This is a genomic window from Streptomyces sp. NPDC037013, from assembly GCF_055607265.1.
In genome coordinates this window covers 338,511-362,709 of the sequence record NZ_JBVJRV010000005.1, presented here as the reverse complement: position 1 = coordinate 362,709, position 24,199 = coordinate 338,511, and the positions used below count along the sequence as shown (strand labels likewise).

The window sequence follows — 24,199 nt, the reverse complement described above, 5'->3', positions numbered from 1 at the left end:
GCTCACCGCCCGAGCAGGACGCGGCGGGTGGCGTGCAGGAGCCGGGTGGCGGACCCCCGCGGCCGGGGCGCCGGACCCGACCGGTCCAGCCACCAGTCGCTCAACCGCCGCCGGGCGTCCGCGTCCTCGGGCCGCCCGGCGAGCAGCAGGTGCTCGGCGAAGTTCAGCGCGTCGTGCCGGTAGCCGCCGGTCATGGGGCGGGAGCGGGCGTACGCGAGGAAGTCCGCGCGGTACGCGGCGCCCAGGATCCCGGGGAGTTCCGGCGCCACCTTCGCGACGACGTCGGCCCGTTTGGCGGCCAGGGCGTGGCTCTGCACCCGCAGCCGCGCGTGGTCGAAGCCCTCGGGCGCCGGGGTGCCCGCGACGAGCGCGGAGAGCAGGGCGGCCTGGGCGAGCGCGGTGCGCTGCCGGGCGGCGGGTGCGGCGGGCGGCACCTCGCGCCGGGCGTCCGCGGCCTGCGCGGGCAGCTCGCCCGAGGTCCGCACGGTCGCCCGGATGGCCGCCAACTCGCCCTCCAGCTCGGCTGGTTCGGGAAAGTTCTCGTCCCGCTCCAGGAGGACGCCGGGCGGGGACACGCGGGACGCGAGATCGGCGAGGATCGCGAGGACGGGCTCGGGCACGGGGTGCGCGTGGCTGTCGTGCCAGACGCCGTCCCGCTCGAAACCGCCCGCCACGTGGACGTACGCGATGGCCTCGACCGGCAGTTCGGCCAGGGCCTTGGCCGGGTCCTCGCCGCGGTTGACGTGGTTCGTGTGGAGGTTGGCGACGTCGATGAGGAGCCGGACGCCGGTGCGCTCGACGAGCTCGTACAGGAACTGCCCCTCCGTCATCTCCTCGCCGGGCCAGGAGACGAGCGCCGCGATGTTCTCCACGGCGAGCGGCACCGGCAGCGCGTCCTGCGCGATGCGGACGTTCTCGCAGAGGACGTCGAGCGCGTCGCGGGTGCGCGGCACCGGCAGCAGGTGACCCGCCTCCAGCGGCTGCGTGGCGGTGAGCGGGCCGCCCGCGCGCACGAAAGCGATGTGCTCGGTGACCAGCGGCGAGCCGAGGGCCCGCGCCCGCTCGGCGAGCGCCGTCAGGCGCCCCTCGTCGGGGCGGTCCGCGCCGCCGAGACCCAGCGAGACGCCGTGCGGCACGACGGTCACCCCGCGCTCGCGCAGCCGCAGCAGCGACGGGGGCAGGTGCCCCGGGCAGACGTTCTCCGCCACGGCCTCGACCCAGTCGATGCCGGGCATCGCCTCGACGGCCTCCGCGATCTCGGGCCGCCAGCCGATGCCGACCCCCAGCCGCTCCTGTGCACCCATGGTGCTCCCCCTTCGTCCCCCGGGCCCCCGAAACCCCGGCCCTCCGCTCCAGGACCATCACCGGGCCGGGGGTCACCGAACCCTCGAAGGAGACGTTCAGAGCTACATTTGAGGTTCCGGCCGGTCGGTGTTGACCTGGCCGGGCGGCGCGGGCGAGGGGCGGGACGTGGTCGACACGTCGCCGCTCGGCCCGGCCGGCGACGGTGCGGGGGGAGTGGCGCCAGAGGGCGGCGGCGGGCCGGTGGGGCTGGCCGTCGCGGTCGACGCGGAGCCTTCGGCGATCCCGTCGAAGTCGACGCGTCCGGTGGACTCCAGCATCGTGATGTGGTCCAGGACGGTCTGGTTGGCGTCCGTGGCGAGCTGGCGGACGAGCGAGTTGCGGGTGCTGTCGCGGACCTGCGCGATCACGGCGAAGACCTTGCCGTGCGAGGCGCGCAGCAGGTTGGCGAACTTGCGCTGGTACGTCTCGCCGCTCGCCGCGGTCAGCTCGTCGAGCCAGCCCTGCTGCTGCTCGGTGGGCTGGTTGGGCAGTTCGACGCCGAGCTGCGCGGCGACCGAACGGACCCGCTTGTCGAGGTCGGTGTGGCCGACGATGAGATGGTCCCCGGCCTCCTTGACGGCTTCGGTCGGCGCGCGTTCGACGGCCTGCTGGCCCGCGGGTATCTCCCACAGGCCGGCGAGCCGCACCTTCACTATCAGGTCCCGGTCAGCGGCGGAGAGCGGGCCCCACCGGGTGGCGACGGACCCCGCGGCCAGGTTGGCGGGCCCGGTCCCGGAGCGGTCGGCGTAGGACCACACGGGAAACGCGATCGCCCCCAGCGTGGCGACGAGGGCCGCGATGATCAGAGCCGTGCCGTTGACGCGCCGCAAGGTGCCTCCCGTGGTGCTCCCGTGTCTCCGGTGGTACCGGGGAGTACGGAAGATACGGGCGAGGTGTTCAACCGCGCGAGATGCCGGGGGTGACGAGGGGTGAGGGGCGTGCGGGGGAGCGGCCGAGGAGGGCGAGGGTCTCGTCCAGGGGCGAGGCGCCGTCCGGTACGGGGAGGACGGGGGCGAACGCGGCGCCGGGGCCCCGGAGTCCGGGATCCGCGGGGACGCGCCGGGCGACCGCGAGCGCGGCCGAGACGACGTCGTCGGGGAAGGCGACGGGCACGTCGAGCGTGACCGCGACGTCCCACGCGTGCACCACGTAGTCGACGAGGTGGAACCCGACGGCGACGCGGCCGGGGAAGGTGCCGCCGATCTCGGGCAGCACGAAGTACCGCTCACGGGCGGCCACTTGCTGTCCGGACCGGCCGCTGTCGCCGTGTACGCCGTCCACGCCGGCGGCGTATTCGGCGTACTCGGCGAAGGCCGACAGGAGATGGCGCACGGACTCCTCGTAGCGCGTGAGGGGGTCGCGGCCGAGGTCCTGCTCGATCCAGTACGTCCGGTCGGCACCCGCGCCGCGCGCGGCCGCCGCGAAGCCGTGGTGCTGGGCGGTCATATGGGTCACGAGGCGGCGCAGGTCCCAGCCGGCGCACGGGGTGGGGCGTGTCCAGTCCGCCGCGTCACGGGCGGCGGTCAGGACGTCGAGGGAGGTCTGGACGGCGATGCGGTCGACGGCGACGAGGTCGGTCACGGCGTACCTGCTTTCCGGGCGGTGCCATGGAGGGGATGGTGGGCGGGCCGCGAGGCCGGGTCCGCGAGGAGGGCGGCGGCCGCCGCCCACGTGCTGTCCGCGTCGAAGCGGTCGGCCGTCCACGTCGTCGCGCGCATGGTGCCGCGCCCCTGGTGCGCGCGGACGGTGCGCAGGTGGTCGGCGCGCCGGACGAAGGCCCGCAGCGCGCCGTCGTCCGCCCAGACGGAGACGGACCCCGACCGCTTGCGCAGGAGGTCCGCCCACAGCCACATGCCGATCGCGCCGGGCATCCCCGGCCAGCCGCGGCGCAGCCGGAGTCCCGCAGTGGCGATGGGGAGCGTCTGGGCGTGGTGCGAGGCGGTGAACTCGGTGAGGCTCACCAGGACAGGGCCCGGGGGGTGTGGTGCGGGCCCGGGTTTCCAGCGCGTACGGATGGTCGCCATGGTCCGAGCATAAATCTAAACGAACGATCGTGCGGATACTTTTCCGCGCCCGTGCCACCTGTTTCCGGGAACGGGACGGGGCGGGGGTGTCAGGAGAGGTGGGGGACGAGGGAGGAGTCCCTCGCCGCCAGACGCAGGCGCGCCGTGATGGCGGTGCCCGCGCGGCGGTACGCGTCCGCCGTGCCGTGGAGGACCGAGTGCGCGTTGGCCGTCGCCAGGAAGGAGATGAGCTCGAACGCGAGTTGGGGGACATCCGTGTCGGCCCGCAGGTCGCCGGCGTCCATGGCCTCCCCGAGGAAGTGCTCCACCTGCGAGGTCCAGCCGCGGTCGGCGTCGACCAGCGCGTCGTGCACCGCGCCCTCGCGGGCGTCGTACTCCGCCATCGCCTCGTAGAAGAAACAGCCGCCGGGGAAGACGCGCCGCTCCGAGTACTCCAGCCAGTTCGCGCAGAGCCGCCCGACCCGCGCGAGGCCGGGGGGCTCCTCGCGGGCCGGCTCCACCACCGCGTCGAGGAAGATGCGCCCGGCGGCCCTGACAGTCGCCAGCTGCAGCTCTTCCTTCGACCCGAAGAGGGCGAACACGCCGCTCTTGCTGAGGTTCAGCTCGCCGGCGATCCGCCCGATGGAGAGGGCGTCGAGCCCCTCGACGGAGGCGATGTCGACGGTGCGGCGCAGGATGAGGCGGCGGGTCTGGTTGCCGCGCTCCACCCGGCCGTCGAGTCGCCCGCCGGCCCGGGCGGCGCCGTCGCTCGCGGTCGCCCCCGGCGCGTTCTGTTCTGCTCTCACCGTCCGCACCCTAGTACTTCCGCGGTCGGGTTCCACCGGGTGCCGGGCGCGGGACCGCAGCTCACGGCGGTCATTCCACCTGACGCAATGATCCCGTGCCGAAGTTGCCATTGTCGCAACACCTGGGGCCTCCACAGGATGAGGGACGTACCGAACAGACACGACCATCGGAAGGCACCCTTCATGTCCCATCAGGAGTCCGCACCGCCCGTCACCGCGTTCATGCTCATCAAGACCATGCCCGAATGGCTGGCCATGACCCCGGAAGAGCGGGTGAACGCCTTCGCCACCGAGGTCGTCCCCGCCGTCGAGGCCGGGACCATCGGAGTCCGCTCGCGCTTCTACGACACGGAGTTCTACTCCACCCGCGTCACCGACGTCTGGGTCTGGGAGGCCGACGACCACACCGCCTACCAGCGGCTCGTCGACGTACTGCGCGAAACCCCGTTCTGGGACCGCTACTTCGAGGTCGTCGACCTCCTCGTCGGCACCGAGAACGGCTACGCCCGCACCTACGGCGTCGACGCCGTCACCACCATCAGCACCTGACGCGCCGCCGGGGAGCGCGCCCCGGCGGCGGCACCGCCACGGCTTACGGCCGCGGCCCGTCCGGCAGCGCCCCGACGCGGTCGACGCCTTCGACCGCGACCGTCTCACCCGGCGCGATCTCCGTGAAGCCGGCGTCACGGACGACCGGATTGCCGCCCGCCGTCACCCCCCGCCAGCGGGCGGCGTCGGCGGTCCGCACGGAGAGCGGGAAACCCGCGTCCCGCCAGGCCGCGCGCTCCTCGTCCGGCAGCTCCCACCAGGCCAGGTGGGCGCCGTGACCGGCCTGCGCCATCGCCTTGCCCGCCGTCATCGTGACGTGCGGATTCATCCAGAGCACGGGGTGCGTCGGATCGGCCCCGGCCGGCGGCTCGGGGTCGTCGAGCTCGGTGCCGGAGACCTGGAGCCTGGCCAGCTCCTTGGGCCAGCCGTCCAGCGGGACGGGCGGGAAGACACGGACCTCCGCCGCCTTGCCGGTGACGGTGATGCCGGGCAGCGCCTCGGCCCTGCGCCACTCGGCGCCCCTGGCCCGGCGCACCACCTTGCGGATGCGGGCGTCCTGCCAGTCCCGCACCGCCTGCGCCCACTCGCCGTCCCCGAGCGAACGCTCGTCGCTCAGCATCACCAGGACGGCACGGGCCGCGGTCTCCAGGGCGTCCGTGCGGGCCGGCGGAGCGGCGCGTTCGATGCGGGCGACGAGGGGCAGCACGAACTGCGGGGCCTCGTCGCGTGAGGGGATCTCATGGCGGAACGGGCTGTCCTCGCCGTCCGGCACGTCGTGGTCGGTCGTCTGCTCGCTGCTCACGCCCGCCAGTCTGCCAGCCGCCGGGCCCGGAGCCAGGCCGGGCCCCGGCCCGCGGGCGCGTGCGCGAGGATGACCCGCATGGAACGTGATCTCGCGGTGCGGCTCGACGGGGTCGGCCGGCGCTACCGCATGGGCGGCCCCTGGGTGCTGCGCGGAGTCGACCTCGGCATACGGGCGGGCACCCTGACCCGGATCGATGGCGCCAACGGCACCGGGAAATCAACCCTGTTGAGGCTCCTCGCCCGCATCGACGCGCCCTCCGAGGGGCGGGTGGCGGGCCGGCCGCGCACGGCGTACGTCCCCGAACGGTTCCCGGCCGCACTGCCGTTCACGGCGCTCGGCTACCTCACGCACATGGGCCGCGTCCACGGGCTCGCGCGCGGCGAGGCCCGGCGGCGCGCGGCCCACTGGCTGGAGCGCTTCGGCGCCGGCGGATACGCGCGTACGCCGCTGTCGGAACTGTCCAAGGGCAGCAGCCAGAAGGTCGCCGTGGCGCAGGCGCTGCTGGCCGACCCCGGCCTCCTCGTCCTCGACGAGGCATGGACGGGCCTGGACGCCCCGGCCCGCGCGGAACTCGACGGCGCGGTCGCCGACCGTACGGCCGCCGGCGGTTCGGTGGTCTTCGTCGACCACGACCCGGGCCGCCTGGCGGGGGCGGCGGACGAGACGTACACCGTGGCGGGCTCGGCGCTGAACCGCCGTACGCCGCGGGAGGACCCGGAGCCGTGGCGGGGCCCGACGGTCCTCGTCGAGGCCCGGGGGCCGCACGGCGCCGAACTCCCCGCCCCGGTGGCGGCGTTGGCGCTGGCCGCGTCCGCCGCGGGCCCCGGACCCGACGCCGGCCTCACCCGCCTCACCGTCCCGCGCCCCCACTCGGACCTGGTCCTGAAGGAGCTCCTGACGGCGCGGCCGCCGTGGCACGTGGTGACGGTGGGACGGGTGCCCGAGCCCGGTCGCGGGGCGCAGGCGCCGGACGGGGAGACGCCGTGACGCGTGCCCTGCTGCGCTACCAGACCGCCCTGCTCCTGCGCTCCCAACGGTGGCTGCCCCCCGTCATCCTCTACGCGGTCTTCCTCGGCATCGGCGTCCAGGGCGGCCAGCCCATCCTGGACTCGCTCGCCTACGCCGCCGGGGGACTGCTGCCCGTGACGGCCTGGCTGACCCGGATCTGTGTCACCAACGAGCCGCCCGCCGCCCGCAGTTGCTCCGCGGCGGCCGCGGGACCCGGGCGGGCCCACCTCGCCTCGCTGCTCGCCGCGCTCCTGACGGCCTGTGCGCTCGGCGCCGGTGCGGTCCTCGTTGTGACGGCCATCAGCGACGCGGCGAGCACCGACTCCCGGGTGCCGGTGCCGCGGTTCCCCGCGGGCGCCGCCGGGCTGACGGCGATGCTGGTCAGCGCGTTGCTCGGCACGGCGCTCGGAGCGCTCGCCAGCTGGCCGCTGCTGCGCTCGGCGGGGCGGGCCGTCCCCACGGCGCTGCTCGGCGCGCTGCTCCTGCTCGTCACCACGGGGTCCCCGGCGAAGTCGGTGCTCACGGATCTGACCACGGGGTCGCGCGAGGGCACGGTGCCCGTGCCGGTGGGGGCACCGGTCGGGGCGCTGGCGCTCGCGGCCGCCGCGTTCGGGGTGGCGTGCGCGCTCAGCTCGCGGCGCGGCTGACCGGCCGGCCCCTGGCGCGGGCGCCGCGCCTCACCCCGAGCAGGCGGAGCGCTCGGCCTCCCGCCACGCGCACACCGGGCAGAGCGTGACGCCCTTGTGGGACGCCGGGTACTCGGTGGGCTCGCGGCACAGCACGCACTCGGCGAGGGGCTCGCCGGTCGCGGCGGGGGCCGGTGCCGAGGGGGCCGGTGTGGTCGCGCAGGGGTCGTCGTCCGCCATGTGGGTCAGCCTAGGGCGTGTCCGCGAAGTCGTGTCGTTCGCCGGAAGGGCGTGGCCCGCGGTGTCTGGGCCTGCGGCGTCTGGTACGTGTGATCGCAAGGCGGAGGGTCGCCCTCGTACCGGGCGTACTCGGGCGGGCCCGACAACGCGGCGAGCGTGCGTGCCAGGTGTCGCGGGTCAGACGCGACCTTGCGGACACGCCCTAGCCCCGCGCCCCCGCCGTCCTGATCTGCTCCGAGACCCGGACGAACCGATACCCGTGCTTGCGCAGCTCCGGCACGATCGTCCGCAGCGCCCGCTCCGTCGCCGGGGCCGCGCTGCGCGTGCAGTGCATGACGACGACCGAGCCGGGCCGCACCCCGTCGAGCACCTGCCGGGCCACCGCCCCGGAGTCCTTCGCGAACGCGTCCCCGCTGACCACGTCCCACTGCACGGCGGTGACGCCGCCGGGGGCCAGGGCGCGCAGGGCCTGCCGGTCGTAACAGCCGCCCGGGAAGCGGAAGTACGGCACCGGCCGGTCGACGCCGACCGCGCGGAACGCGGCGAAGGCGCGCTCCATGTCGGCGCGCATCCGGGCCCCGGGCACGGCAGGCAGGCCGTAGCAGTCGCCGGTGAAGGCGTGGTGGCTGTAGGAGTGGTTGGCGACCTCGAAGAGCGGGTCGCGTCCGATGTCCTTGGCCTGCGCCGGGTACTCCTCCGCCCACCGGCCCGTCATGAAGAAGGTGGCGGGCACCTTCAGCCGCCGCAACGTGGCGACCAGCGCCGGGTTGTCGAACCGCTCCCCGGCCGCCGCCCGCGCCCCCTGGTCCGCCGTCATGTCGGCGTCGAAGGTGAGGGCGACGGTGCGGCCCTGCTTCCGGGACCCGTGCGTGAACACGGGGGTGAGGCCGGAGGGGCCGGGCGCGAGGGTGGGCGGGGCGGACGGGGAGGGGGCGGCGGTCGCCGGGGGCCGGCCCGTATTACTGGGCGTCGCGGTGCCGCCGGCGCACCCGGCGAGGGCGGCGGTCAGGGTGCCGGCGGCGCAGAGCGCGGCGCATCTCCGTACGAGAGTGATCACCCGGCGACGATATATACCGTTATGAGGTAAATCGTATGAAGGGTGGAGGTGCCTCGCCGTGCCGCCACCCGTCCGGCGCCGGAGCCGTGGCCGTACCGCCCGCGGCGCCGGTCACTCGCGCGGGACCCGCCGCCCCGTCCTCACACCCACCCCTCCAGCGATGCCATGAACGCGTCGAAGTCATCGCGGTGGATGGTGTGCCCGGCGCCCCGGACCGTACGGACCTCGAACCCGCGCCGCGCCAGCTCCTCCTTCAGCGCTTCGTCGATGACGGGGCTGGGGTCCGCGACCTGCACCAGCGAGGGCGCGACGGGCGCGGCCGGGGTGCGGTCGGCGGCGCCCGCGCCGGACAGCGAGAGCGCGGTGTCCGGGTCCCAGACGGCCAGCGTGGCCACCTCGATGTCGACGTCGGCCGCCTCCCAGCGCGGATTGAACTTGGCTATCACCTCGCCCGACACCCACCGGAACTCCACCAGCGCCGCGGGGTCGATCGCGCCCTCGGTGCCGAGCGTCCACGCCGGGTCGGAGTAGACGGCCCGCGCGGGCGCGAGCCGCTCGACCGCGAGGGCCAGCGCGAGACCGCCGAGCGAGTGCCCGACGGCGAGTTCGGCGCCGGCCGGCAGGGTCTCCACCAGGTCGTCCGCGAAGATCTCCGCGCCGTACTCGCCGCGCCCGCTCGCGCCGTGTCCGCGCAGGTCGACCCCGATGACGCGGTAGCCCCGGTCGGCGAGAGCGGGCCCCACGCGCCGCCAGGTGCGGTGGTCCGACATGATCCCGTGGACCAGCAGGGCGACGCGGTCGCCGGTTCCCCACTCGCGGGTGTACAGCTTCATCGTGGTGCCTTTCTCCCGTGCGTCACGCCCCGGCGCGGGCGGCCGGGCGGCATCTCACGATCTTGTACGGGGGGTGGTGGCGGAGGTTCGGCAGGGGGGCGTTTGCCCGGCGGCGTCGGATGTGACAGGTTTCCCGGCATGAACATGGGCATGGTCCTCGGCTGATCGCCGCTCGCGCGCGGCGACGCGGCCCCCGCATGCCCTCTCACCGGTCCTGACGTCCCAGCGGGCCGGTCACCGGTACGCACCTGCCGTTTCGGCATGTCGCGGGGTCCTCCGCGTCGCGGCGCTCTTCGTGTCCCAGCACCCGCGATCACGAGGAGTCCTTGATGCCCCGCATCGAGTGGACCGAGAACACCCACCTCGCCGACGCGCCCGTCCAGTACGTGCGTTGGCACTCCGAGAGCGGCGCCCCGCCGCCCCGCCGGGTCGTCGTGGCCGACGACCGGACCCCGGCGGCCACCGCCCACCGCCTCGCCTGCGAGGGCACCGCGCTGCTCTGGCGCGGCGACTTCCACGGCGCCCGGCAGCTGCTGAACGCCGTCGGCCGCCGCGTCGACCGGAAGACGCCCGCGCCGGACGCCACCACCGCACGCTCCTTCCACCTGCACCGCAGGGCGCGCGGCCACCGCGCCCGCGTCCTCGGCATGCTGCTCGTGCGCCTGGACGGCGAGCACCGGCTCGACCTGCGCAGGGCGCCCGACGTGCGCGCGGCCTGCCGCGAGGCGTACGGGCCGCCCGACGGGCCGCTGGTGGTCTCGCTGCGCGAACTCCTCGGCGTGATCGGCGCCCACGAGTGGCGCGCCAAGGGAGTACGGGTGCCCGCCCTCGGGGCCACGATCCATCCGCACTACGGGGTCTTCTCGCCGGTCAGGGGCGAGTACGTCGACCTGGTGGCGCGGGCCCCGCTGCCCGCCGCGCCGCGGGGCGGGACCCGGCCGCGTACGGCGTTCGACGTGGGCACCGGAACCGGAGTGCTCGCGGCCCTCCTCGCCCGCCGCGGGATAGACCGGGTGGTGGCCACCGACGTCAACCCGCGTGCCGTCGCCTGCGCGCGCGACAACGTCGAACGGCTCGGCCTCGCGGGCCGCGTGGACGTCGTGGCCGCCGACCTCTTCCCGCCGGAGGGCCGGGCCGCGCTCGCGGTCTGCAACCCGCCCTGGCTGCCCGCCCGCCCGACCTCCGCCGTCGAGCAGGGCGTGTACGACCCGGGAAGTACCGTGCTCCACGGCTTCCTGAACGGGCTCGCGGAGCGGCTGGAACCCGCGGGCGAGGGCTGGCTCGTCCTCTCCGACCTGGCCGAGCTCCTGGAACTGCGGTCACGGGCAGAGCTGTTGGCCGCCTTCGACGCGGCGGGGCTGCGCGTCGTGGACCGCCTCGACACCGCCCCGCGCCACCGGCGCGCGACGGACGCCGACGACCCGCTGCACGCGGCCCGCGCGGCCGAGGTGACGTCGCTGTGGCGGCTGGCGCCCCGGTGAGACGGCCCGGCACCCCGGGCCCCCGCCCACCCCGCGCGCACGTCGCGCTCACGTCCGGCTCACGTGCCCCGGCCGCACCGCCCGCCGACGCACTCCGGACATGCCCGGTATACCCCATCACCTGGCCGTTCATTGGCTGTTGATCGCGCGCGGCGATCCTCCGCAGGTCCGTGTCCGGCACGGATCAACGGAAACGACCGGAGGTACACACATGAAGGTTGTCCGCTCCCTCAAGAAGAAGATCACCGGCGAGAAGAGCCTCAAGGCCTACGCCTGGTACCACTGGTACTAGGCCGGCGAGCCGGTCCACCGCGCGCATCCCGCGCGGATGCGCATCCCCGTAGGGACGTAACGCGCCGTCGAGGCCCGCGCCCGGTGAGTCCTGCACAGGCCGCCGGGCCCGGGCCTCCCGCTTCTGGAGACTCCCGATGTCCATATCCGCCCCCGCCGGACTCGCGCGGACCACCGTCTTCACGCCACGACTCGACGCCCTGCTGCGCGACCACCGCGGCCAGGACGTGTTCCGCCTGGACGCCGACACCGTCGGTGTCGCAGGGCCCGCCCTGACCGACCGCATCCTCGCCGCGCGACCGGCCACCGAGCGCGAACGCCCCACCTTCAAACCGCTCCACGGGCGCTCCATCCCGCGCACCGAGGCGGCCGCCGTCATGCAGGCCATCGGCCGCGACGTACGGGCCGCGCTGAAGAAGCCCGTGCCGGGCCGCCCCGACCTCTCCGGACCGTGGCCGCACGTCGGCCACGTCTACCTGCGCGACCTGATCCTCGGCGCCGACCCCTACCGGCTGCGCATCCTCATGGACCGCACCCTGGAGCTGACGCCCAAGCTGACCTGGACGGTCATCGCCACCGGCGCCGCCCTGCCCGGCAGGCTCCGCCCCGGCGCGCCCGTCACCAGCATCGCGGGCCTCACCGCCGACGCCACGACCTACAGCGACCGCCGCTACGCCATGGGCCTGTACCGGCGGGCCGCCGCCCCGGTCTGCTTCACCGTCTCCACGCTCGTCGCCAACGCGTACTGGCTCGGGGCGCCCTTCGCCGAGGGCACGCCGAACGAGCACATCCTGTACGAGTCCATGCGGCTGCTGCCGCCCTCCTGGAACATCCTGCGGAACGCGTCCCCCGAGTACCCCGCCCTCGACGACCGGATCGGCGCGGGCGACGACGTCCTGCTGCTGCCGCTGCTCAGCCACCGCGACCCCGCGCTCTGGGAGGAGCCCGACGCGTTCCGCCCCGAGCGGTGGGAGACCCTCGACCCCGACGACCACCCCGGCTACCTCCCCTTCGGCCACGCCTCCGAGCGCTGCTGGGGCCGGCACATGGTGATGCCGCTCGCCGGGATGCTCCTGGACATCCTGCGCGCCGAGGGCGCGCGGGTCGACCCGCGGCAGACCACCGCGAAGGTGCCGCTGGCGGGGCTGCTCGGCGTCGACAAGGTACGGCTCGTGCGCACCCGCTAGCGAGCTGGTCCCGCGCGGCGGAACAGGGCCGTCCAGAGGAAGGGCTCGCCGAAGAGCCCGGAGCCGGGTGGCTCGTCGCGCATGCGGCGCATCTCGACCTCGGTCAGGTCGGCGAAGATCGCGCGCAGCGACCGGTCCGAGTAGGCGAGGCCGCCGTGCAGCCGGCCCTGCCGGTAGAAGTCCGCGTCGGACAGCTCGGACCCCATGCCGGACGCGCCCGCCGCGAAGCAGGTGAGGCCGTAGTGCCCGCCGGGCGCCAGGGCACGGTCGAGCAGTGCGAGATAGCCGACGCGGCGGTGCGGCGGCAGGTGGTGGAAGCAGCCCGAGTCGTAGATCAGGTCGTACGGTCCCACCGGCCCGGTCCCGGTGTCCGCGAAGGCGTCGCCGAGGTGGAAGCGCACGTCGGCGCCCGCCTCGCGGGCCCGGTCCGCCGCCCACGCGAGAGCGGCCGGCGACAGGTCGACGGCGTCCACCTCGAAGCCGAGGGCGGCGAGGTGGAGGGCGTTGCGGCCAGGACCGCACCCCAGGTCGAGGGCGCGGCCCGGCGTGATCAGGCCCCGCTCCACATAGGAGACGAGGTTTTCGTCGGGCTCGGCAACGAAGAACGGCACCGGCTTGGAGCGGTCGGCGTAGAAGCCGTCCCACCACGCCGCCCCGTCGGCCGACCAGCGGTCGGCCCCCGCCTCGAACAGGCCGTCCAGCAGCTCCATCACATCGTCGGTCGTGCGGATGTAGCGGTCCATCAACTCCCCTTTCCCGGACGGCGATTGTAGGTCCGGGAAGGGGCGAAGGCCCAGGTCAGAGGCGGTTCGCCGGGGCCCGCGGGAAGGGGTGGGCGCGCCGCTGCGCGCCCCGTGCGAGGCCGGCCGGCCCGGTGGGCGACCTCGGCCCCAAGAGGCGCCGAAGGGCCCGCCACGGCCCGCCGGAGGGGGATTCCGGGCCGCGCCGACGTGTCTTTTCGTTCACGCGACGTATCCCCAGAAGTAATCGCGGCTGGTTGTATGTCCCAGCGCCCGGCCGGAGCAGCCGTCCCACCGGCCCGAGAGGCGCCAACCACCCACTTGGACCCCAGGAGTTGTCGTGTCGCACTCGTCGCACCCGGCGCCGCGCAGGACCCGCGCGGCCGCGATCGCCTCGGTGCTCGCCGCCGCCACGCTCACCGCCACCGCCCCCTCCGCGACCGCCGCCGACGCGGCCGCGGCACCCGCCCCGCTCAAGGTGCTCACGTACAACACGTTCCTGTTCAGCAAGACGCTCTACCCCAACTGGGGCCAGGACCACCGCGCCCGGGCGATACCCGCCGCGGACTTCTTCCGGGGCCAGGACGTCGTCGTGCTGCAGGAGGCGTTCGACAACGCCTCGTCCGACGCGCTGAAGGCGAACGCCGCGGCCGCCTACCCGTACCAGACGCCCGTGATGGGGCGCGGCACGAGCGGCTGGGACGCCACCGGCGGCGCCTACTCCTCGGTGACCCCGGAGGACGGCGGCGTGACGGTCCTGAGCAAGTGGCCGGTCCTGCGCAAGGAGCAGTACGTCTACAAGGACGCGTGCGGCTCCGACGCGTACTCCAACAAGGGGTTCGTCTACGCCGTGCTCGACGTCAACGGCGCCCGGGTCCACGTCGTGGGCACGCACACCCAGTCGACCGACCCCGGCTGCGGCAGCGGCGAGGCAGCGACCACCCGCGCCGCCCAGTTCAAGGAGGTGGACGCCTTCCTTGACGCCAAGAAGATCCCGGCGGACGAACAGGTCATCGTGGCGGGGGACTTCAACGTCGACTCGCGCGGCGCCGAGTACGCCTCGATGCTCGCCGCCGCCGACCTGGTCCCCGCCGACGCCCGCACCGGCCACCCGTACTCCTTCGACACGCGGGAGAACTCGATCGCCGCCGAGCGCTACCCCGACGACCCTCGCGAGGACCTCGACCACATCCTCCACCGCAGGGGTCACGCCCGCCCCGCGACCTGGACCGACCACGTCGTCAAGGAGCGGAGCGCGCCGTGGACCGTCTCCAGCTGGGGCAAGGAGTACACGTACACGAACCTGTCGGACCACTACCCGGTGACGGCGTACTGACGCCGGAGCGCGCCGCGGGCGGCGGCCTCAGCGGCCCGTCGTCTCCTGGAGCCGCCTGCGGCACTCCGCCACGTCGAAGTCGGCCTTCGGATACCGCGGGTCCAGCTCGCGCAGGTGTTCCAGGAGGAGCCTGCTGACGGCCCAGTTGCGGTACCACTTGCGGTCGGCGGGGATCACGTACCAGGGCGCCGCCGGGGTCGAGCACCGCTCCAGGGCGATCTCGTACGCCTCGCGGTAGGCGGGCCACCGCGCGCGGTCGTCGATGTCGCCGGGGCTGAACTTCCAGTGTTTGTCCGGGTTGTCGAGGCGCTCGAGGAGACGGCGGCGCTGCTGGTCGTACGAGATGTGGAGGAAGCATTTGACGAGGGTGACGCCGTCGTCGGCGAGGGACTGCTCGAAACGGTTGATCTCGTCATAGCGGGCGGCCAGCCGGTCGCGGGGCGCCAGTTCGCGGACGCGGGCGATGAGGACGTCCTCGTAGTGCGAGCGGTCGAAGATGCCGATCTCGCCGGGGAGCGGCAGGGCCTTCATGACGCGCCAGAGGAAGGGGTGGTTCAGCTCCTCGGGCGTCGGGGTCCGGAACGCCCTGATGCGGCAGCCCGAGGGGTTGAAGAGCCCGATGACGTGCTTGACGGTGCCGCCCTTGCCGCTGGTGTCCATGCCCTGGAGCACCAGCAGCACCCGGCGCCGGTCGCCCTTGGTGCCGGCGGCGTAGAGGCGCTCCTGGAGGCCGGCGAGGTCTTCGCCCATCCGGGCGGTGGCCGCGAGCCCCGCGCGCTTGCCGGCGGGGCCCGCGGGGGTCGCGTCGGGGGCGATGGAGGTGAGGTCCACCGGTCCGCCCCCGGGGACGCGCAGCAGCTCGGAGAGGCGGGGCGGGTCGGCGTCCGTGCTCTTGCCGCCCTTCTTGCCCCGCTTCTTCGCGCCGTCGGCTTTCTTCTCTTTCCCGGCCACCGCGCACCCCTTCCCTTCGTCTGACTCGATCGTGCGCCGAAGGGCGACGGGCCGCTACCTGTGCCAGGGGCCCGTCACCGCGAACGTGGTGCCGGGCGTGTAGCAGTTCACGTACATCGTGTCGTGGTCCGGTGAGAACGTGACGCCCGCGAACTCGCCCCACTCGGGCTCCTCGGGGGTGCCGATGTTCTGCCGGCCGCGGGCCATCGCGTAGACCTCGCCGCCCCGGGTCAGGCCGAACACGTACTGGGCGCCTCCGCCGTCCTCGCACACCATGAGGCCGCCGGTCGGCGCGAGGCAGATGTTGTCGGGGGACTCGCCCGGCAGCTGGATGTCGGTGCCGGGGCCGAAGACGATCACGAGGGTGAGGCGGCGCCTGGCCGGGTCGTACCGCCAGATCTGGCCGAAGTGGTCGGCCGCGGAGCCGTCCTTGCTGCGTGCGAAGGACGACACGAAGTAGACGGACGAGCCGCCCCAGTAGCAGCCCTCCAGCTTCTGGGCGTGGGTGATGCCCTTCTTGCCGAAGTCCTGGAAGCGGATGGGGGTCTGGGCGGCGAGCGGGTCCGGTACGTCGACCCACTCGATGCCGTCGAAGCGCGTGCCCGTCTCCTGCACCGAGGAGAGGTCGGCCACGCCGGGCACCCGCATCGCCTGCAGCCGGCCGCCCGCGCGCAGCGAACCGTGGCCGCCCTCCGGCTTCTCGGGCAGGAAGCGGTAGAAGAGGCCGAAGGGCTTGTCGAAGGCGTCCTCGGTCTCGTAGACGACGCCGCGGTGCGGGTCGATTGCGATCGCCTCGTGCTGGAAGCGGCCCATCGCGGTCAGCGGCACCGCGCCGGTGCGGCGCGGGTCCACCGGGTCGACCTCGAAGATGAAGCCGTGGTCCTTGGTATAGCCGTTGGTGCCGGCCTTGTCCTCGGTCTCCTCGCAGGTGAGCCAGGTGCCCCAAGGCGTGGGCCCGCCCGCGCAGTTGACGGCGGTGCCGGCGATGGCGACCCGCTCGCCCACGACATTGTTGTGCCGGTCGAGCGCGAGCGCCGTACAGCCGCCCTTGCCCATCGGGTCGTACGTGATCCCCTTGACGATCGGCACCGGGATGCGGCCGGTGACGCGGTTCTCGTGGTTGCGCACGAGGTTCACGCCGCCGTTCCTGCCGCGGAAGGCGGCCATGCCGTCGTGGTTGCTCGGCACCTTCCCCTCGCCGGAGCGGAGGTCGTCGCCCTCGCGCGAAAGGACCTTGTAGCGGAAGCCTCTGGGCAGGTCGAGCAGGCCCTTGGGGTCGGGGACGAGGGGGCCGTAACCGGCCTTCCCGTGCGCGGCGGCGGTGCCCGCGAAGAGTTCCGACAGAGTGCCGGTGAAGGCGATCCCCGCGCCCAGCGCACCGGTGCGGGCGAGAACCTGACGTCGAGTGGCAGACATGATGGGCAACCTCCTGCTGGCGGACAGGAATGTGACCGGATGTGTGTACCACGCGCCTTGGTGCACGGGAACCACGCGCGTAGCTTCCGTTTCGCGCGCCGCCGTGCGGCCCCCGCCGGGGCGGCGTCACTCGCCGACGAGCCCCTTGGCGTCCCGCGCGAGCGCCGTGAGCCGCGAGATGGCGCGGAAGTACTTCTTCCGGTACCCGCCGTTCAACATGTCCTCGCTGAACAGCCGGTCGAAGGGCACGCCGGAGGCGAGTACCGGTACCTCCCGGTCGTACAACCGGTCGGCGAGCACCACAAGGCGCAGCGCGGTCGACTGGTCGGGCACCGGCGTCACATCGGTCAGGCAGACGGCGCCGAGGCCGTCGGTGAGCGCGCCGTACCGGCTCGGGTGGACCTTGGACAGGTGGGCGAGCAGATGCGGGAAGTCGTCGAGCGAGGCGCCGTCGGTGGCGTACGCCGCCTTGGTGACCTGCTCCTCCGAGTACGGGGCGGGGGCCTCGGGCAGGCCGCGGTGGCGGTAGTCCTCGCCGTCGATCCGCACCGCCCTGAAGTGGGCGGAAAGACCCTGGATCTCGCGCAGGAAGTCGGTCGCCGCGAACCGGCCCTCGCCGAGCTTGCCCGGCAGTGTGTTCGAGGTCGCGGCGAGCGCCACGCCCTGGTCGACGAGCTTGCGGAGCAGGGACGACACGAGCACCGTGTCGCCCGGGTCGTCGAGCTCGAATTCGTCGATGCAGAGCAGCCGGTGGTCACCGAGGGTGCGCACGGTCTGCTGGAAGCCGAGGGCGCCGACGAGGTTCGTGAGCTCGACGAAGGTGCCGAACGCCTTCTGCTGCGGCGCGGCCGGCGCCGCGTGCCACAGGGAGGCGAGCAGGTGGGTCTTGCCGACGCCGTACCCGCCGTCGAGGTAGATGCCGCGCGGGCCCGCGGGGGCGGCGGCCTTCCTCTGGAACCACCGCTTCTTGCCCGCCCCGGAGGCGTGCGCCCCGCCGAGCCCCGCCGCGAAACCGCTCAGGATCCGGACCGCCTCGGCCTGGCTCGGCTGGTTCGGGTCCGGGATGTACGTGTCGAAGCGCACCGCGTCGAAGCGCGGCGGCGGCACCATCTCGGCCACCAGGCGGTCGGCGGGGACGTGGGGCTCGCGGGCGCACAGGGACAGCGGAGCCACTTCGGCCATGCGGCTGTGCCCGGAGGCTGGGGTGGAGGACGACACGGTTCCCCAGCTTAAGGGGCGTGCGAGACTGCGGATATGCGACGCCTGTTCCCTGTGACCGACCAGACAGCCGACGTCACCGACCGGCCCCCCCGCCGGACGGCCGAGAGCGCCGACGGGGAGTGGGGCCTCGACGAGCTGGCGGAGGCCTATGCCTACCCGGCGGGGGAGACGACCTGGCTGCGCGCCAACATGGTCTCCACCCTCGACGGCGCGGCCCACCACGAGGGGCGCTCCCACCCGATCTCCGGCACCACCGACATGCGGATCTTCGGCACCCTGCGGGCCCTCGCCGATGTCGTGATCGTCGGCGCCGAGACCGTCCGGAAGGAGGGGTACCGTCCGGCCAAGGCGCGTGCCTCCTTCGAGCACCACCGGGCGGCGGCCGGGCAGGCCCCGGCGCCCGCCATCGCGGTCGTCAGTGCCAGTCTCGACCTGGACTTCTCGCTTCCGCTCTTCACGGCGCCCCTGACGCCCACCCTCGTGCTGACCGGCGCCGCGGCGCCGGCCGACCGGATCGACGCCGCCGAGAAGGCGGGCGCCGTGGTGGTGCTCGCCGGTGAGGGCGCCACCGTGGAGCCGGAGCGGATCGCGCCCGCGCTGGCGGACCGGGGGCTGACCCGGCTGCTGACGGAGGGCGGGCCGCGCCTCCTCGGCCAGCTCGTGGCCGCCGGGGCGCTGGACGAGCTCTGTCTGACGGTGTCGCCCATGCTCACCGCGGGTGACGCCCAGCGGATCGCGGGCGGCTCCGCGCTGGCGGTGCCGGAACGATTCGTACTGACGTCCGTACTGGAGGAGGCCGGGTTCCTCTTCACCCGCTACCGTCGTACCTGACATTCGGCGGAATCAGCCGTTCCGTTTGGCTTCGGCTGGGCACACTAGATCTCGCAGTCCCCGTGCGGTAACGGGGCAGGATGGTTTCCGCAAGGGCCTCAGGACGGCCCACGGATGAGAAGGGCGCCTGGCGTGTTCACAAGCGTATTGATGATCGAGAAGGCCCTGACGTCCGCCGACGTTGAGTTCGTCACCACGTTGCACGGGGACGAGCCCGTCGCCTTCCACGTGCTGCTCCAGCCGCGGGGCGACCAGGCGGACCGTCTGCTGCGGGCCATCGACGACGTCGCCCTCGGCGAACTCGACGAGGCGGCGCGCGAGGGCGAGACCCCGGAGGGGCAGGAGGCGACACACCTCGGCGAGCAGGCGCTGCAGGTCTCCCTGACGGCGCTGCGGGCGGCGGGGTGCGCGGCCCAGGGGCGGCTCATCGAGGACCATCCGCTGGACGCCCTGAAGACGCTGGTCGACGAGGCCGACGCCGACGAGGTGATCGTCCTGACCGACCCGCACTACGTGGAGGAGTTCTTCCACCGGGACTGGGCCTCGCGGGCGCGCCACAAGGTGGGCGTGCCGGTCCTCAAGCTCTTCTCGCACAGCGCGGCCGACGAGGGGTAGAGGCTCCGGCGGGGTGGCCCGGCGGCCGCTCCCCGCGGAGGCAATAGGCTGGGGCCTGCCCAGACGCCGTACGGCCCGACACGCGCCGTACGCCGTGACACCCGCACCACCAGGGGAGACACACGCATGGCACCCGGCCTGCCCCAGTCCATGGCCGCCATGGACCGACCGCACTTCATCGGCATCGGCGGCGCCGGGATGTCGGGCATCGCCAAGATCCTGGCCCAGCGCGGCGCCAAGGTCGCGGGCAGCGACGCCCGGGAGTCCGCCACCGCCGAGGCGCTGCGCGCGCTCGGCGCCACGGTCCACATCGGACACGACGCCGCCCACCTCGCCTCCGACGCCACCTGCGTCGTCGTCTCCTCCGCGATCCGCGCCGACAACCCCGAGCTGGCCCGCGCCACCGAGCTCGGCATCCCCGTGGTGCACCGCTCGGACGCCCTGGCCGCCCTGATGGCGGGCCTGCGCCCGATCGCCGTCGCGGGCACGCACGGCAAGACCACGACGACGTCGATGCTCGCCGTCACCCTCTCCACCCTCGGCCTCGACCCGTCGTACGCGATCGGCGGCGACCTGGACGCGCCCGGCACCAACGCGCTGCACGGCGAGGGCGACATCTTCGTCGCCGAGGCCGATGAAAGCGACCGCAGCTTCCACAAGTACGCGCCCGAGGTCGCCATCGTCCTCAACGTGGAGCTCGACCACCACGCCAACTACGCCTCGATGGACGAGATCTACGAGTCCTTCGAGACCTTCGCCGGCAAGATCGTCCCCGGCGGCACGCTGGTCATCTCGGCGGACCAGCCGGGCGCGGTGGAGCTGACCAGGCGCGTCCGGGACCTCGGAGAGCTCAAGGTCGTCACCTACGGCGAGTCGGACACCGCGGACCTGCGCATCCACAAGATCACCGCGCGCGGTCTGACCAGCGAGGTCACGGTCGTCCTGGACGGCAAGTTCCTCACCTTCCAGGTCTCGGTGCCCGGCAGGCACTACGCGAACAACGCCGTCGCGGCCCTCGCGGCGGGCATCGCGCTCGGCATCCCGTCCCGGAACCTGGCCGCCGCCCTCAAGTCGTACACGGGCGTCAAGCGCCGCCTCCAGCTCAAGGGCGAGGCGGCGGGCGTCCAGGTGATCGACTCCTACGCCCACCACCCGACGGAGATGACGGCGGACCTGGAGGCGATGCGCTCCGCCGCGGGCGACTCCCGCATCCTCGTCCTCTTCCAGCCGCACCTCTTCTCGCGCACCCAGGAGCTGGGCACGGAGATGGGCCAGGCCCTCGCCCTCGCCGACTCCTCCGTGGTCCTCGACATCTATCCGGCCCGCGAGGACCCGATCCCCGGCGTCACCAGCGCCCTGATCATCGACGCGGCCCGCGCGGCCGGCGCCGAGGTCACCGCCGCCCACGACAAGGCGGAGGCGGTCCGCGCGATCGCGGGAATGGCCCGGCCCGGCGATCTCGTTCTCACCATGGGAGCGGGCGACGTCACGGACCTCGGCCCGCAGATCCTGGCCGAGTTGTCGAAGTAAGCCGATTCGTCGAGTTAAGGGGATGTCACCCATGTCGTACGACGTCGAGAAGCCGGACGAGCAGTGGCGCGCGGAGCTGACCCCCTCGGAGTACGCGGTGCTGCGCCAGGCCGGCACGGAACCCGCCTTCGTCGGTGAGTACACGGACACCAAGACGAAGGGCGTCTACTCCTGTCGCGCGTGCGGCGCGGAGCTGTTCACCTCGCGGGAGAAGTTCGAGTCGCACTGCGGCTGGCCGAGCTTCTACGACCCCAAGGACTCCGACGCCGTCGAGCTGGTGCAGGACACTTCCCACGGCATGGTGCGGACCGAGGTGCGCTGCGCGCGCTGCGGCTCGCACCTCGGTCACGTGTTCGAGGGCGAGGGGTATCCGACCCCGACCGACCAGCGGTACTGCATCAACAGCATCTCGCTGCGGCTTGCGGCGGACGAGAGCTGAGTCCGGGGCGCCGGGCGGCCTGCGTGCCGCCCGGCGCCGCCGTTGCGCTAGAAGGTCAGCTTCCAGCTGTTGATGTACCCCGTGTCCTGGGCCGCCACGTCCTGGACGCGGAGCTTCCAGGCCCCGTTGGCCGGCTCACTTGACGCGTCGACGGTGTACGTCGCGATGACGTTGTCCGCCGAGTCGTTGCCGCTGGAGTTCTTCAGGCGGTACGCCGTCCCGTCGGGCGCCAGCAGGTCGACCACCACGTCGCCGCGCCAGGTGTGCCGGATGTCGACGTCCACCTTGAGGGTGGCGGGGGCGTTGCCGGTGCGGCCGGTCACGTTCACCGTCGAGGTCACCGCGGCGCCGTTGTCCGGGATGGCGACGTCCGTGGTGTTCTCGTACACGTCACCGGGCGGGACGGTGCCGCCCGCGCCGAGGGTCCAGATCGCGTACGCGATGGCGTCGCTGTTGCGGTCGAGGGCGGTGTCGTTGATGTTCGACGAGGTGTCGCAGGACGAGTGGTAGCAGCGGTCGAAGGCCTGGCCCGCCGTGCCGCCCCACTTCTGGGCCTGCGCACTGGACTTGGTGCGCTCGGCGCCGGAGAACAGGCCGCCGACCGGGATGCCCGCGCTGTCGAACGGGGCGTGGTCGGAGCGGCCGTCGCCCTCGGTCTCGATCTCCGTGGGGACGTTCAGGCCGGCGTAGTAGTCCTTGAACGTCTTCTCGATGGTGGGGTCGTCGTCGTAGACGAAGTAACCCGGGTTCGGGGAGGCGATCATGTCGAAGTTCAGATAGCCGCTGATCTTCGAACGGTCGGTCGTCGGCAGGTTGTTGACGTAGTACCGCGACCCGACCATGCCCAGCTCCTCGGCGCCCCACCAGGCGAACCGCAGGTGCTTGGCCGGCTTGAGCTGCGCGCGGGAGACGGCGAGCGCGGTCTCCAGGATGCCCGCCGAACCCGAGCCGTTGTCGTTGATGCCGGGGCCCGCCGAGACGCTGTCGAGGTGCGCGCCCGACATCAGGACCTGGCTCTCGTCACCGCCCGGCCAGTCGGCTATCAGGTTGTAGCCGGTGGCGCCGCTGGAGGTGAACTGCTGGACGCGGGTGGTGAATCCGGCCGAGTCCAGCTTGCCCTTCACATAGTCGATGGAGGCCTTGTAACCGGGGCGTCCGTGGGCGCGGTTGCCACCGTTGGCCGAGGCTATGGACTGGAGCTGGGAGAGGTGTGCCTTGACGTTGGCGAGGGGGATGTCGGGGGCCGCGAGCGTGGGCGAAGGCGCTGCGGCCGAGGGGACGGCGGTGGCGAGCAGGCCGCCGATGGCCAGGGTGGCCGCACCGGCGGCCGCCCGTCTGAAGAGCTTCATGTGGGGCTCCGTATTCCGAACAGCGTGAGGGACGGAACGTGCGAGGCGTCCTGCGACGCGGGTGTCGCAGGACGCCGGTTGGAGCTGTGCGTCGCCTGATATTGAGGGTGCGCCGAACCGCCGTCAAGAGCGGAAACCGGTCACAATCCGGGGAGTTGGGTTCGTATAGCGGACAGGCGGGCGGCGGCCCGCCGGGGCCGGAGTGCGGTCAGAAGAAGACCCCGCACCTCAGCAGCACATTCGCGTACGGCCGGGCCTCGCCGGTGCGGACCACCAGACGGGCCGCCGCCGACCGGCGCTTGACCTCGTCGTGCGGCACGAGATCGAGCGCGGGCAGGGACTCCCGCAGCAGCCGCGCCGCCGCCGGGTTCGCCTCCCGCACCTCGTGCGCCGCCGTGCCGCCCTCCACCACCAGCTCGGCGAGGAGGCCGTCGAGGACCTCCGCGAAGGAGGGGACCCCGGCGCGGAACGCCAGGTCCACCAGGCGCGGCCCGGCCGGCACGGGCATGCCCGCGTCGCAGACGAGCACGGTGTCGCCGTGCCCCAACTCCGCGAGCGCGCCCGCCAGATGACGGTTGAGGATGCCCGACTTCTTCACCGGGACGAGGCCTCGGGGGCGGCGGGCAGCTCCGCGGCCGTCGGATAGGAGTCCTGCGCCCCCTTGCGGGTGACCGCGGCGGAACCCACCCGTACCGCGTACGCCACCGCCGTCGCCAGATCCTCGCCGAGGCCGAGCCGCCAGCCGAGCGCGGCGGTGAAGGCGTCGCCCGCGCCGGTGGTGTCCACCGCATCGACCTTCGGGCTCGGAATCCGTACGGACGAGCCGTCCGGGCCGTCCGCGGCGAGCGCGCCCTCGGCGCCCAGCGTGATCACCACGGAGCGGGGGCCGAGCGCGAGCAGCCCGCGCGCCCACTCCTCGGGCGCCTCGCCCGCGTCCTCGCCGAGGATGACGCGCGCCTCGTGCTCGTTGACCACCAGCGGGTCGCACGCGGCGAGCACCTCGGCGGGCAGCGGGGCCGGCGGGGAGGGGTTCAGGACGAAGCGGGCCCCGGGCCGCAGCGTGCGGATGACCTCGGCGACCGTCTCCAGGGGGATCTCCAGCTGGCTGGAGACCACCCGCGCCGCGCCGAGCAGGCCGCCCGCCGCACGGATGTCCCCGGGGGTGAGCCGGGCGTTGGCACCGGGCGACACCACGATGCTGTTGTCGCCCGACGGGTCGACCGTGATCAGCGCGACACCGGTGGGCGCGCCGCCCACCAGGACCCCGTCGGTCTCCACGCCGGCCGCGCGCTGGGCGTCCAGCAGGAGCCTGCCGTGGGCGTCGTCGCCGACCCGGGCGAGCAGCGCGGTGCGGGCGCCGAGCCGGGCGGCGGCGACCGCCTGGTTGCCGCCCTTGCCACCCGGGTGGACGGCCAGGTCGGAGCCGAGGACCGTCTCGCCGGGCGCGGGGCGGCGCTCCACGCCGACCACCAGATCGGCGTTGGCGGAGCCCACGACAAGGAGTTCGTAGTCGTCGTTCATGTGGGGATTCCTGCTTTCGT

Annotated in this window: 27 protein-coding genes; 11 read left to right on the top strand and 16 right to left on the bottom strand. The window is 73.7% G+C overall.

What is annotated here, in order from left to right; genetic code table 11:
* Positions 1-2: 2 nt before the first annotated feature.
* The 5 genes from ACZ7DY_RS20650 to ACZ7DY_RS20630 form a co-directional block, all read right to left on the bottom strand.
* Positions 3-1,304: an MbnB/TglH/ChrH family RiPP precursor modification enzyme gene (locus tag ACZ7DY_RS20650; RefSeq protein ID WP_471137297.1), complete on the bottom strand. Its 1,302-nt coding sequence runs from the start codon at positions 1,302-1,304 to the stop codon at positions 3-5.
* A gap of 102 nt (positions 1,305-1,406) precedes the next feature.
* Positions 1,407-2,174: a DUF4142 domain-containing protein gene (locus ACZ7DY_RS20645; protein WP_471137295.1), complete on the bottom strand. Its 768-nt coding sequence runs from the start codon at positions 2,172-2,174 to the stop codon at positions 1,407-1,409.
* 67 nt (positions 2,175-2,241) lie between these two features.
* Positions 2,242-2,925: a TIGR03086 family metal-binding protein gene (locus tag ACZ7DY_RS20640; RefSeq protein WP_471137293.1), complete on the bottom strand. Its 684-nt coding sequence runs from the start codon at positions 2,923-2,925 to the stop codon at positions 2,242-2,244.
* On the bottom strand, positions 2,922-3,368 hold the full coding sequence (locus ACZ7DY_RS20635; RefSeq protein ID WP_471137292.1) for a hypothetical protein: 447 nt from the start codon (positions 3,366-3,368) through the stop codon (positions 2,922-2,924). Before ACZ7DY_RS20635 ends, ACZ7DY_RS20640 begins: the two co-directional genes overlap by 4 nt.
* Before the next feature lie 89 nt (positions 3,369-3,457).
* Complete coding sequence (locus tag ACZ7DY_RS20630) at positions 3,458-4,153, bottom strand: TetR/AcrR family transcriptional regulator (RefSeq protein WP_471137290.1); 696 nt, start codon at positions 4,151-4,153, stop codon at positions 3,458-3,460.
* A 183-nt stretch (positions 4,154-4,336) separates the two neighbouring features.
* Between ACZ7DY_RS20630 and ACZ7DY_RS20625 the strand changes: the two genes are divergently transcribed.
* On the top strand, positions 4,337-4,702 hold the full coding sequence (locus tag ACZ7DY_RS20625; RefSeq protein WP_471137288.1) for a darcynin family protein: 366 nt from the start codon (positions 4,337-4,339) through the stop codon (positions 4,700-4,702).
* A gap of 43 nt (positions 4,703-4,745) precedes the next feature.
* Here ACZ7DY_RS20625 and ACZ7DY_RS20620 read toward each other — a convergent pair whose 3' ends face one another.
* A complete protein-coding gene (locus tag ACZ7DY_RS20620; RefSeq protein ID WP_471137286.1) occupies positions 4,746-5,504 on the bottom strand; it encodes a peptidyl-tRNA hydrolase in 759 nt (252 codons plus the stop codon).
* A gap of 78 nt (positions 5,505-5,582) precedes the next feature.
* On the opposite strand from ACZ7DY_RS20620, the gene ACZ7DY_RS20615 reads away from it, so the two are divergent.
* Positions 5,583-6,494, top strand: a complete 912-nt coding sequence (locus tag ACZ7DY_RS20615; protein WP_471137284.1) for an ABC transporter ATP-binding protein — start codon at positions 5,583-5,585, stop codon at positions 6,492-6,494.
* Positions 6,491-7,162, top strand: coding sequence for an ABC transporter (locus ACZ7DY_RS20610; RefSeq protein WP_471137282.1), 672 nt, complete (start codon positions 6,491-6,493; stop codon positions 7,160-7,162). The genes ACZ7DY_RS20615 and ACZ7DY_RS20610 overlap by 4 nt, the downstream gene beginning before the upstream one ends.
* A gap of 30 nt (positions 7,163-7,192) precedes the next feature.
* Here the strand turns inward: ACZ7DY_RS20610 and ACZ7DY_RS20605 are convergent, their stop codons facing one another.
* From ACZ7DY_RS20605 to ACZ7DY_RS20595, 3 genes are all read right to left on the bottom strand, one after another.
* Positions 7,193-7,381: a hypothetical protein gene (locus ACZ7DY_RS20605; RefSeq protein WP_471137280.1), complete on the bottom strand. Its 189-nt coding sequence runs from the start codon at positions 7,379-7,381 to the stop codon at positions 7,193-7,195.
* A gap of 202 nt (positions 7,382-7,583) precedes the next feature.
* Positions 7,584-8,438, bottom strand: a complete 855-nt coding sequence (locus ACZ7DY_RS20600) for a polysaccharide deacetylase family protein (RefSeq protein ID WP_471137278.1) — start codon at positions 8,436-8,438, stop codon at positions 7,584-7,586.
* 140 nt (positions 8,439-8,578) lie between these two features.
* Complete coding sequence (locus ACZ7DY_RS20595) at positions 8,579-9,271, bottom strand: alpha/beta fold hydrolase (protein WP_471137276.1); 693 nt, start codon at positions 9,269-9,271, stop codon at positions 8,579-8,581.
* 329 nt (positions 9,272-9,600) lie between these two features.
* Here ACZ7DY_RS20595 and ACZ7DY_RS20590 point away from each other — a divergent pair, with 329 nt between their 5' ends.
* From ACZ7DY_RS20590 to ACZ7DY_RS20580, 3 genes are all read left to right on the top strand, one after another.
* Positions 9,601-10,752, top strand: coding sequence for a methyltransferase (locus ACZ7DY_RS20590; RefSeq protein WP_471137274.1), 1,152 nt, complete (start codon positions 9,601-9,603; stop codon positions 10,750-10,752).
* Between the two features lie 100 nt (positions 10,753-10,852).
* Positions 10,853-11,044, top strand: coding sequence for a tryptorubin family RiPP precursor (locus ACZ7DY_RS20585; protein ID WP_471137272.1), 192 nt, complete (start codon positions 10,853-10,855; stop codon positions 11,042-11,044).
* Positions 11,045-11,180: 136 nt separating this feature from the next.
* Positions 11,181-12,230: a cytochrome P450 gene (locus tag ACZ7DY_RS20580; RefSeq protein WP_471137270.1), complete on the top strand. Its 1,050-nt coding sequence runs from the start codon at positions 11,181-11,183 to the stop codon at positions 12,228-12,230.
* Here the strand turns inward: ACZ7DY_RS20580 and ACZ7DY_RS20575 are convergent.
* On the bottom strand, positions 12,227-12,973 hold the full coding sequence (locus ACZ7DY_RS20575) for a class I SAM-dependent methyltransferase (RefSeq protein WP_471137268.1): 747 nt from the start codon (positions 12,971-12,973) through the stop codon (positions 12,227-12,229). The genes ACZ7DY_RS20580 and ACZ7DY_RS20575 overlap by 4 nt on opposite strands.
* 337 nt (positions 12,974-13,310) lie before the next feature.
* On the opposite strand from ACZ7DY_RS20575, the gene sph reads away from it, so the two are divergent.
* The gene (gene sph, locus ACZ7DY_RS20570) at positions 13,311-14,306 is read left to right on the top strand and encodes a sphingomyelin phosphodiesterase (RefSeq protein ID WP_471137266.1); all 996 of its coding nucleotides are present in this window, start codon (positions 13,311-13,313) and stop codon (positions 14,304-14,306) included.
* Between the two features lie 27 nt (positions 14,307-14,333).
* Here the strand turns inward: sph and ACZ7DY_RS20565 are convergent, their stop codons facing one another.
* From ACZ7DY_RS20565 to zapE, 3 genes are all read right to left on the bottom strand, one after another.
* On the bottom strand, positions 14,334-15,257 hold the full coding sequence (locus tag ACZ7DY_RS20565) for a PPK2 family polyphosphate kinase (RefSeq protein WP_471137265.1): 924 nt from the start codon (positions 15,255-15,257) through the stop codon (positions 14,334-14,336).
* A gap of 54 nt (positions 15,258-15,311) precedes the next feature.
* On the bottom strand, positions 15,312-16,673 hold the full coding sequence (locus ACZ7DY_RS20560) for an alkaline phosphatase PhoX (RefSeq protein WP_471137263.1): 1,362 nt from the start codon (positions 16,671-16,673) through the stop codon (positions 15,312-15,314).
* 126 nt (positions 16,674-16,799) lie between these two features.
* Positions 16,800-17,891 (bottom strand): cell division protein ZapE, encoded by a 1,092-nt coding sequence (gene zapE, locus ACZ7DY_RS20555; RefSeq protein ID WP_471137261.1) that lies wholly within the window; start codon positions 17,889-17,891, stop codon positions 16,800-16,802.
* A gap of 36 nt (positions 17,892-17,927) precedes the next feature.
* Here zapE and ACZ7DY_RS20550 point away from each other — a divergent pair, with 36 nt between their 5' ends.
* From ACZ7DY_RS20550 to msrB, 4 genes are all read left to right on the top strand, one after another.
* Positions 17,928-18,725: a pyrimidine reductase family protein gene (locus tag ACZ7DY_RS20550; RefSeq protein WP_471137260.1), complete on the top strand. Its 798-nt coding sequence runs from the start codon at positions 17,928-17,930 to the stop codon at positions 18,723-18,725.
* A gap of 132 nt (positions 18,726-18,857) precedes the next feature.
* Positions 18,858-19,340, top strand: coding sequence for an indole-3-glycerol phosphate synthase (locus ACZ7DY_RS20545; RefSeq protein ID WP_471137258.1), 483 nt, complete (start codon positions 18,858-18,860; stop codon positions 19,338-19,340).
* A 126-nt stretch (positions 19,341-19,466) separates the two neighbouring features.
* Entirely contained in the window at positions 19,467-20,870 is a 1,404-nt protein-coding gene (gene murC / locus ACZ7DY_RS20540) for a UDP-N-acetylmuramate--L-alanine ligase (RefSeq protein WP_471137256.1), read from the top strand.
* 31 nt (positions 20,871-20,901) lie between these two features.
* Positions 20,902-21,309, top strand: coding sequence for a peptide-methionine (R)-S-oxide reductase MsrB (gene msrB, locus ACZ7DY_RS20535; protein ID WP_471137254.1), 408 nt, complete (start codon positions 20,902-20,904; stop codon positions 21,307-21,309).
* A gap of 47 nt (positions 21,310-21,356) precedes the next feature.
* Here msrB and ACZ7DY_RS20530 read toward each other — a convergent pair whose 3' ends face one another.
* The 3 genes from ACZ7DY_RS20530 to ACZ7DY_RS20520 all read right to left on the bottom strand — a co-directional run bounded on the left by ACZ7DY_RS20530 (position 21,357) and on the right by ACZ7DY_RS20520 (position 24,179).
* Complete coding sequence (locus ACZ7DY_RS20530) at positions 21,357-22,658, bottom strand: M28 family metallopeptidase (RefSeq protein ID WP_471137252.1); 1,302 nt, start codon at positions 22,656-22,658, stop codon at positions 21,357-21,359.
* 208 nt (positions 22,659-22,866) lie between these two features.
* Positions 22,867-23,256: a D-ribose pyranase gene (rbsD, locus tag ACZ7DY_RS20525; protein ID WP_471137251.1), complete on the bottom strand. Its 390-nt coding sequence runs from the start codon at positions 23,254-23,256 to the stop codon at positions 22,867-22,869.
* Complete coding sequence (locus ACZ7DY_RS20520; protein ID WP_471137249.1) at positions 23,253-24,179, bottom strand: ribokinase; 927 nt, start codon at positions 24,177-24,179, stop codon at positions 23,253-23,255. The genes rbsD and ACZ7DY_RS20520 overlap by 4 nt, the downstream gene beginning before the upstream one ends.
* Positions 24,180-24,199: the final 20 nt, after the last annotated feature.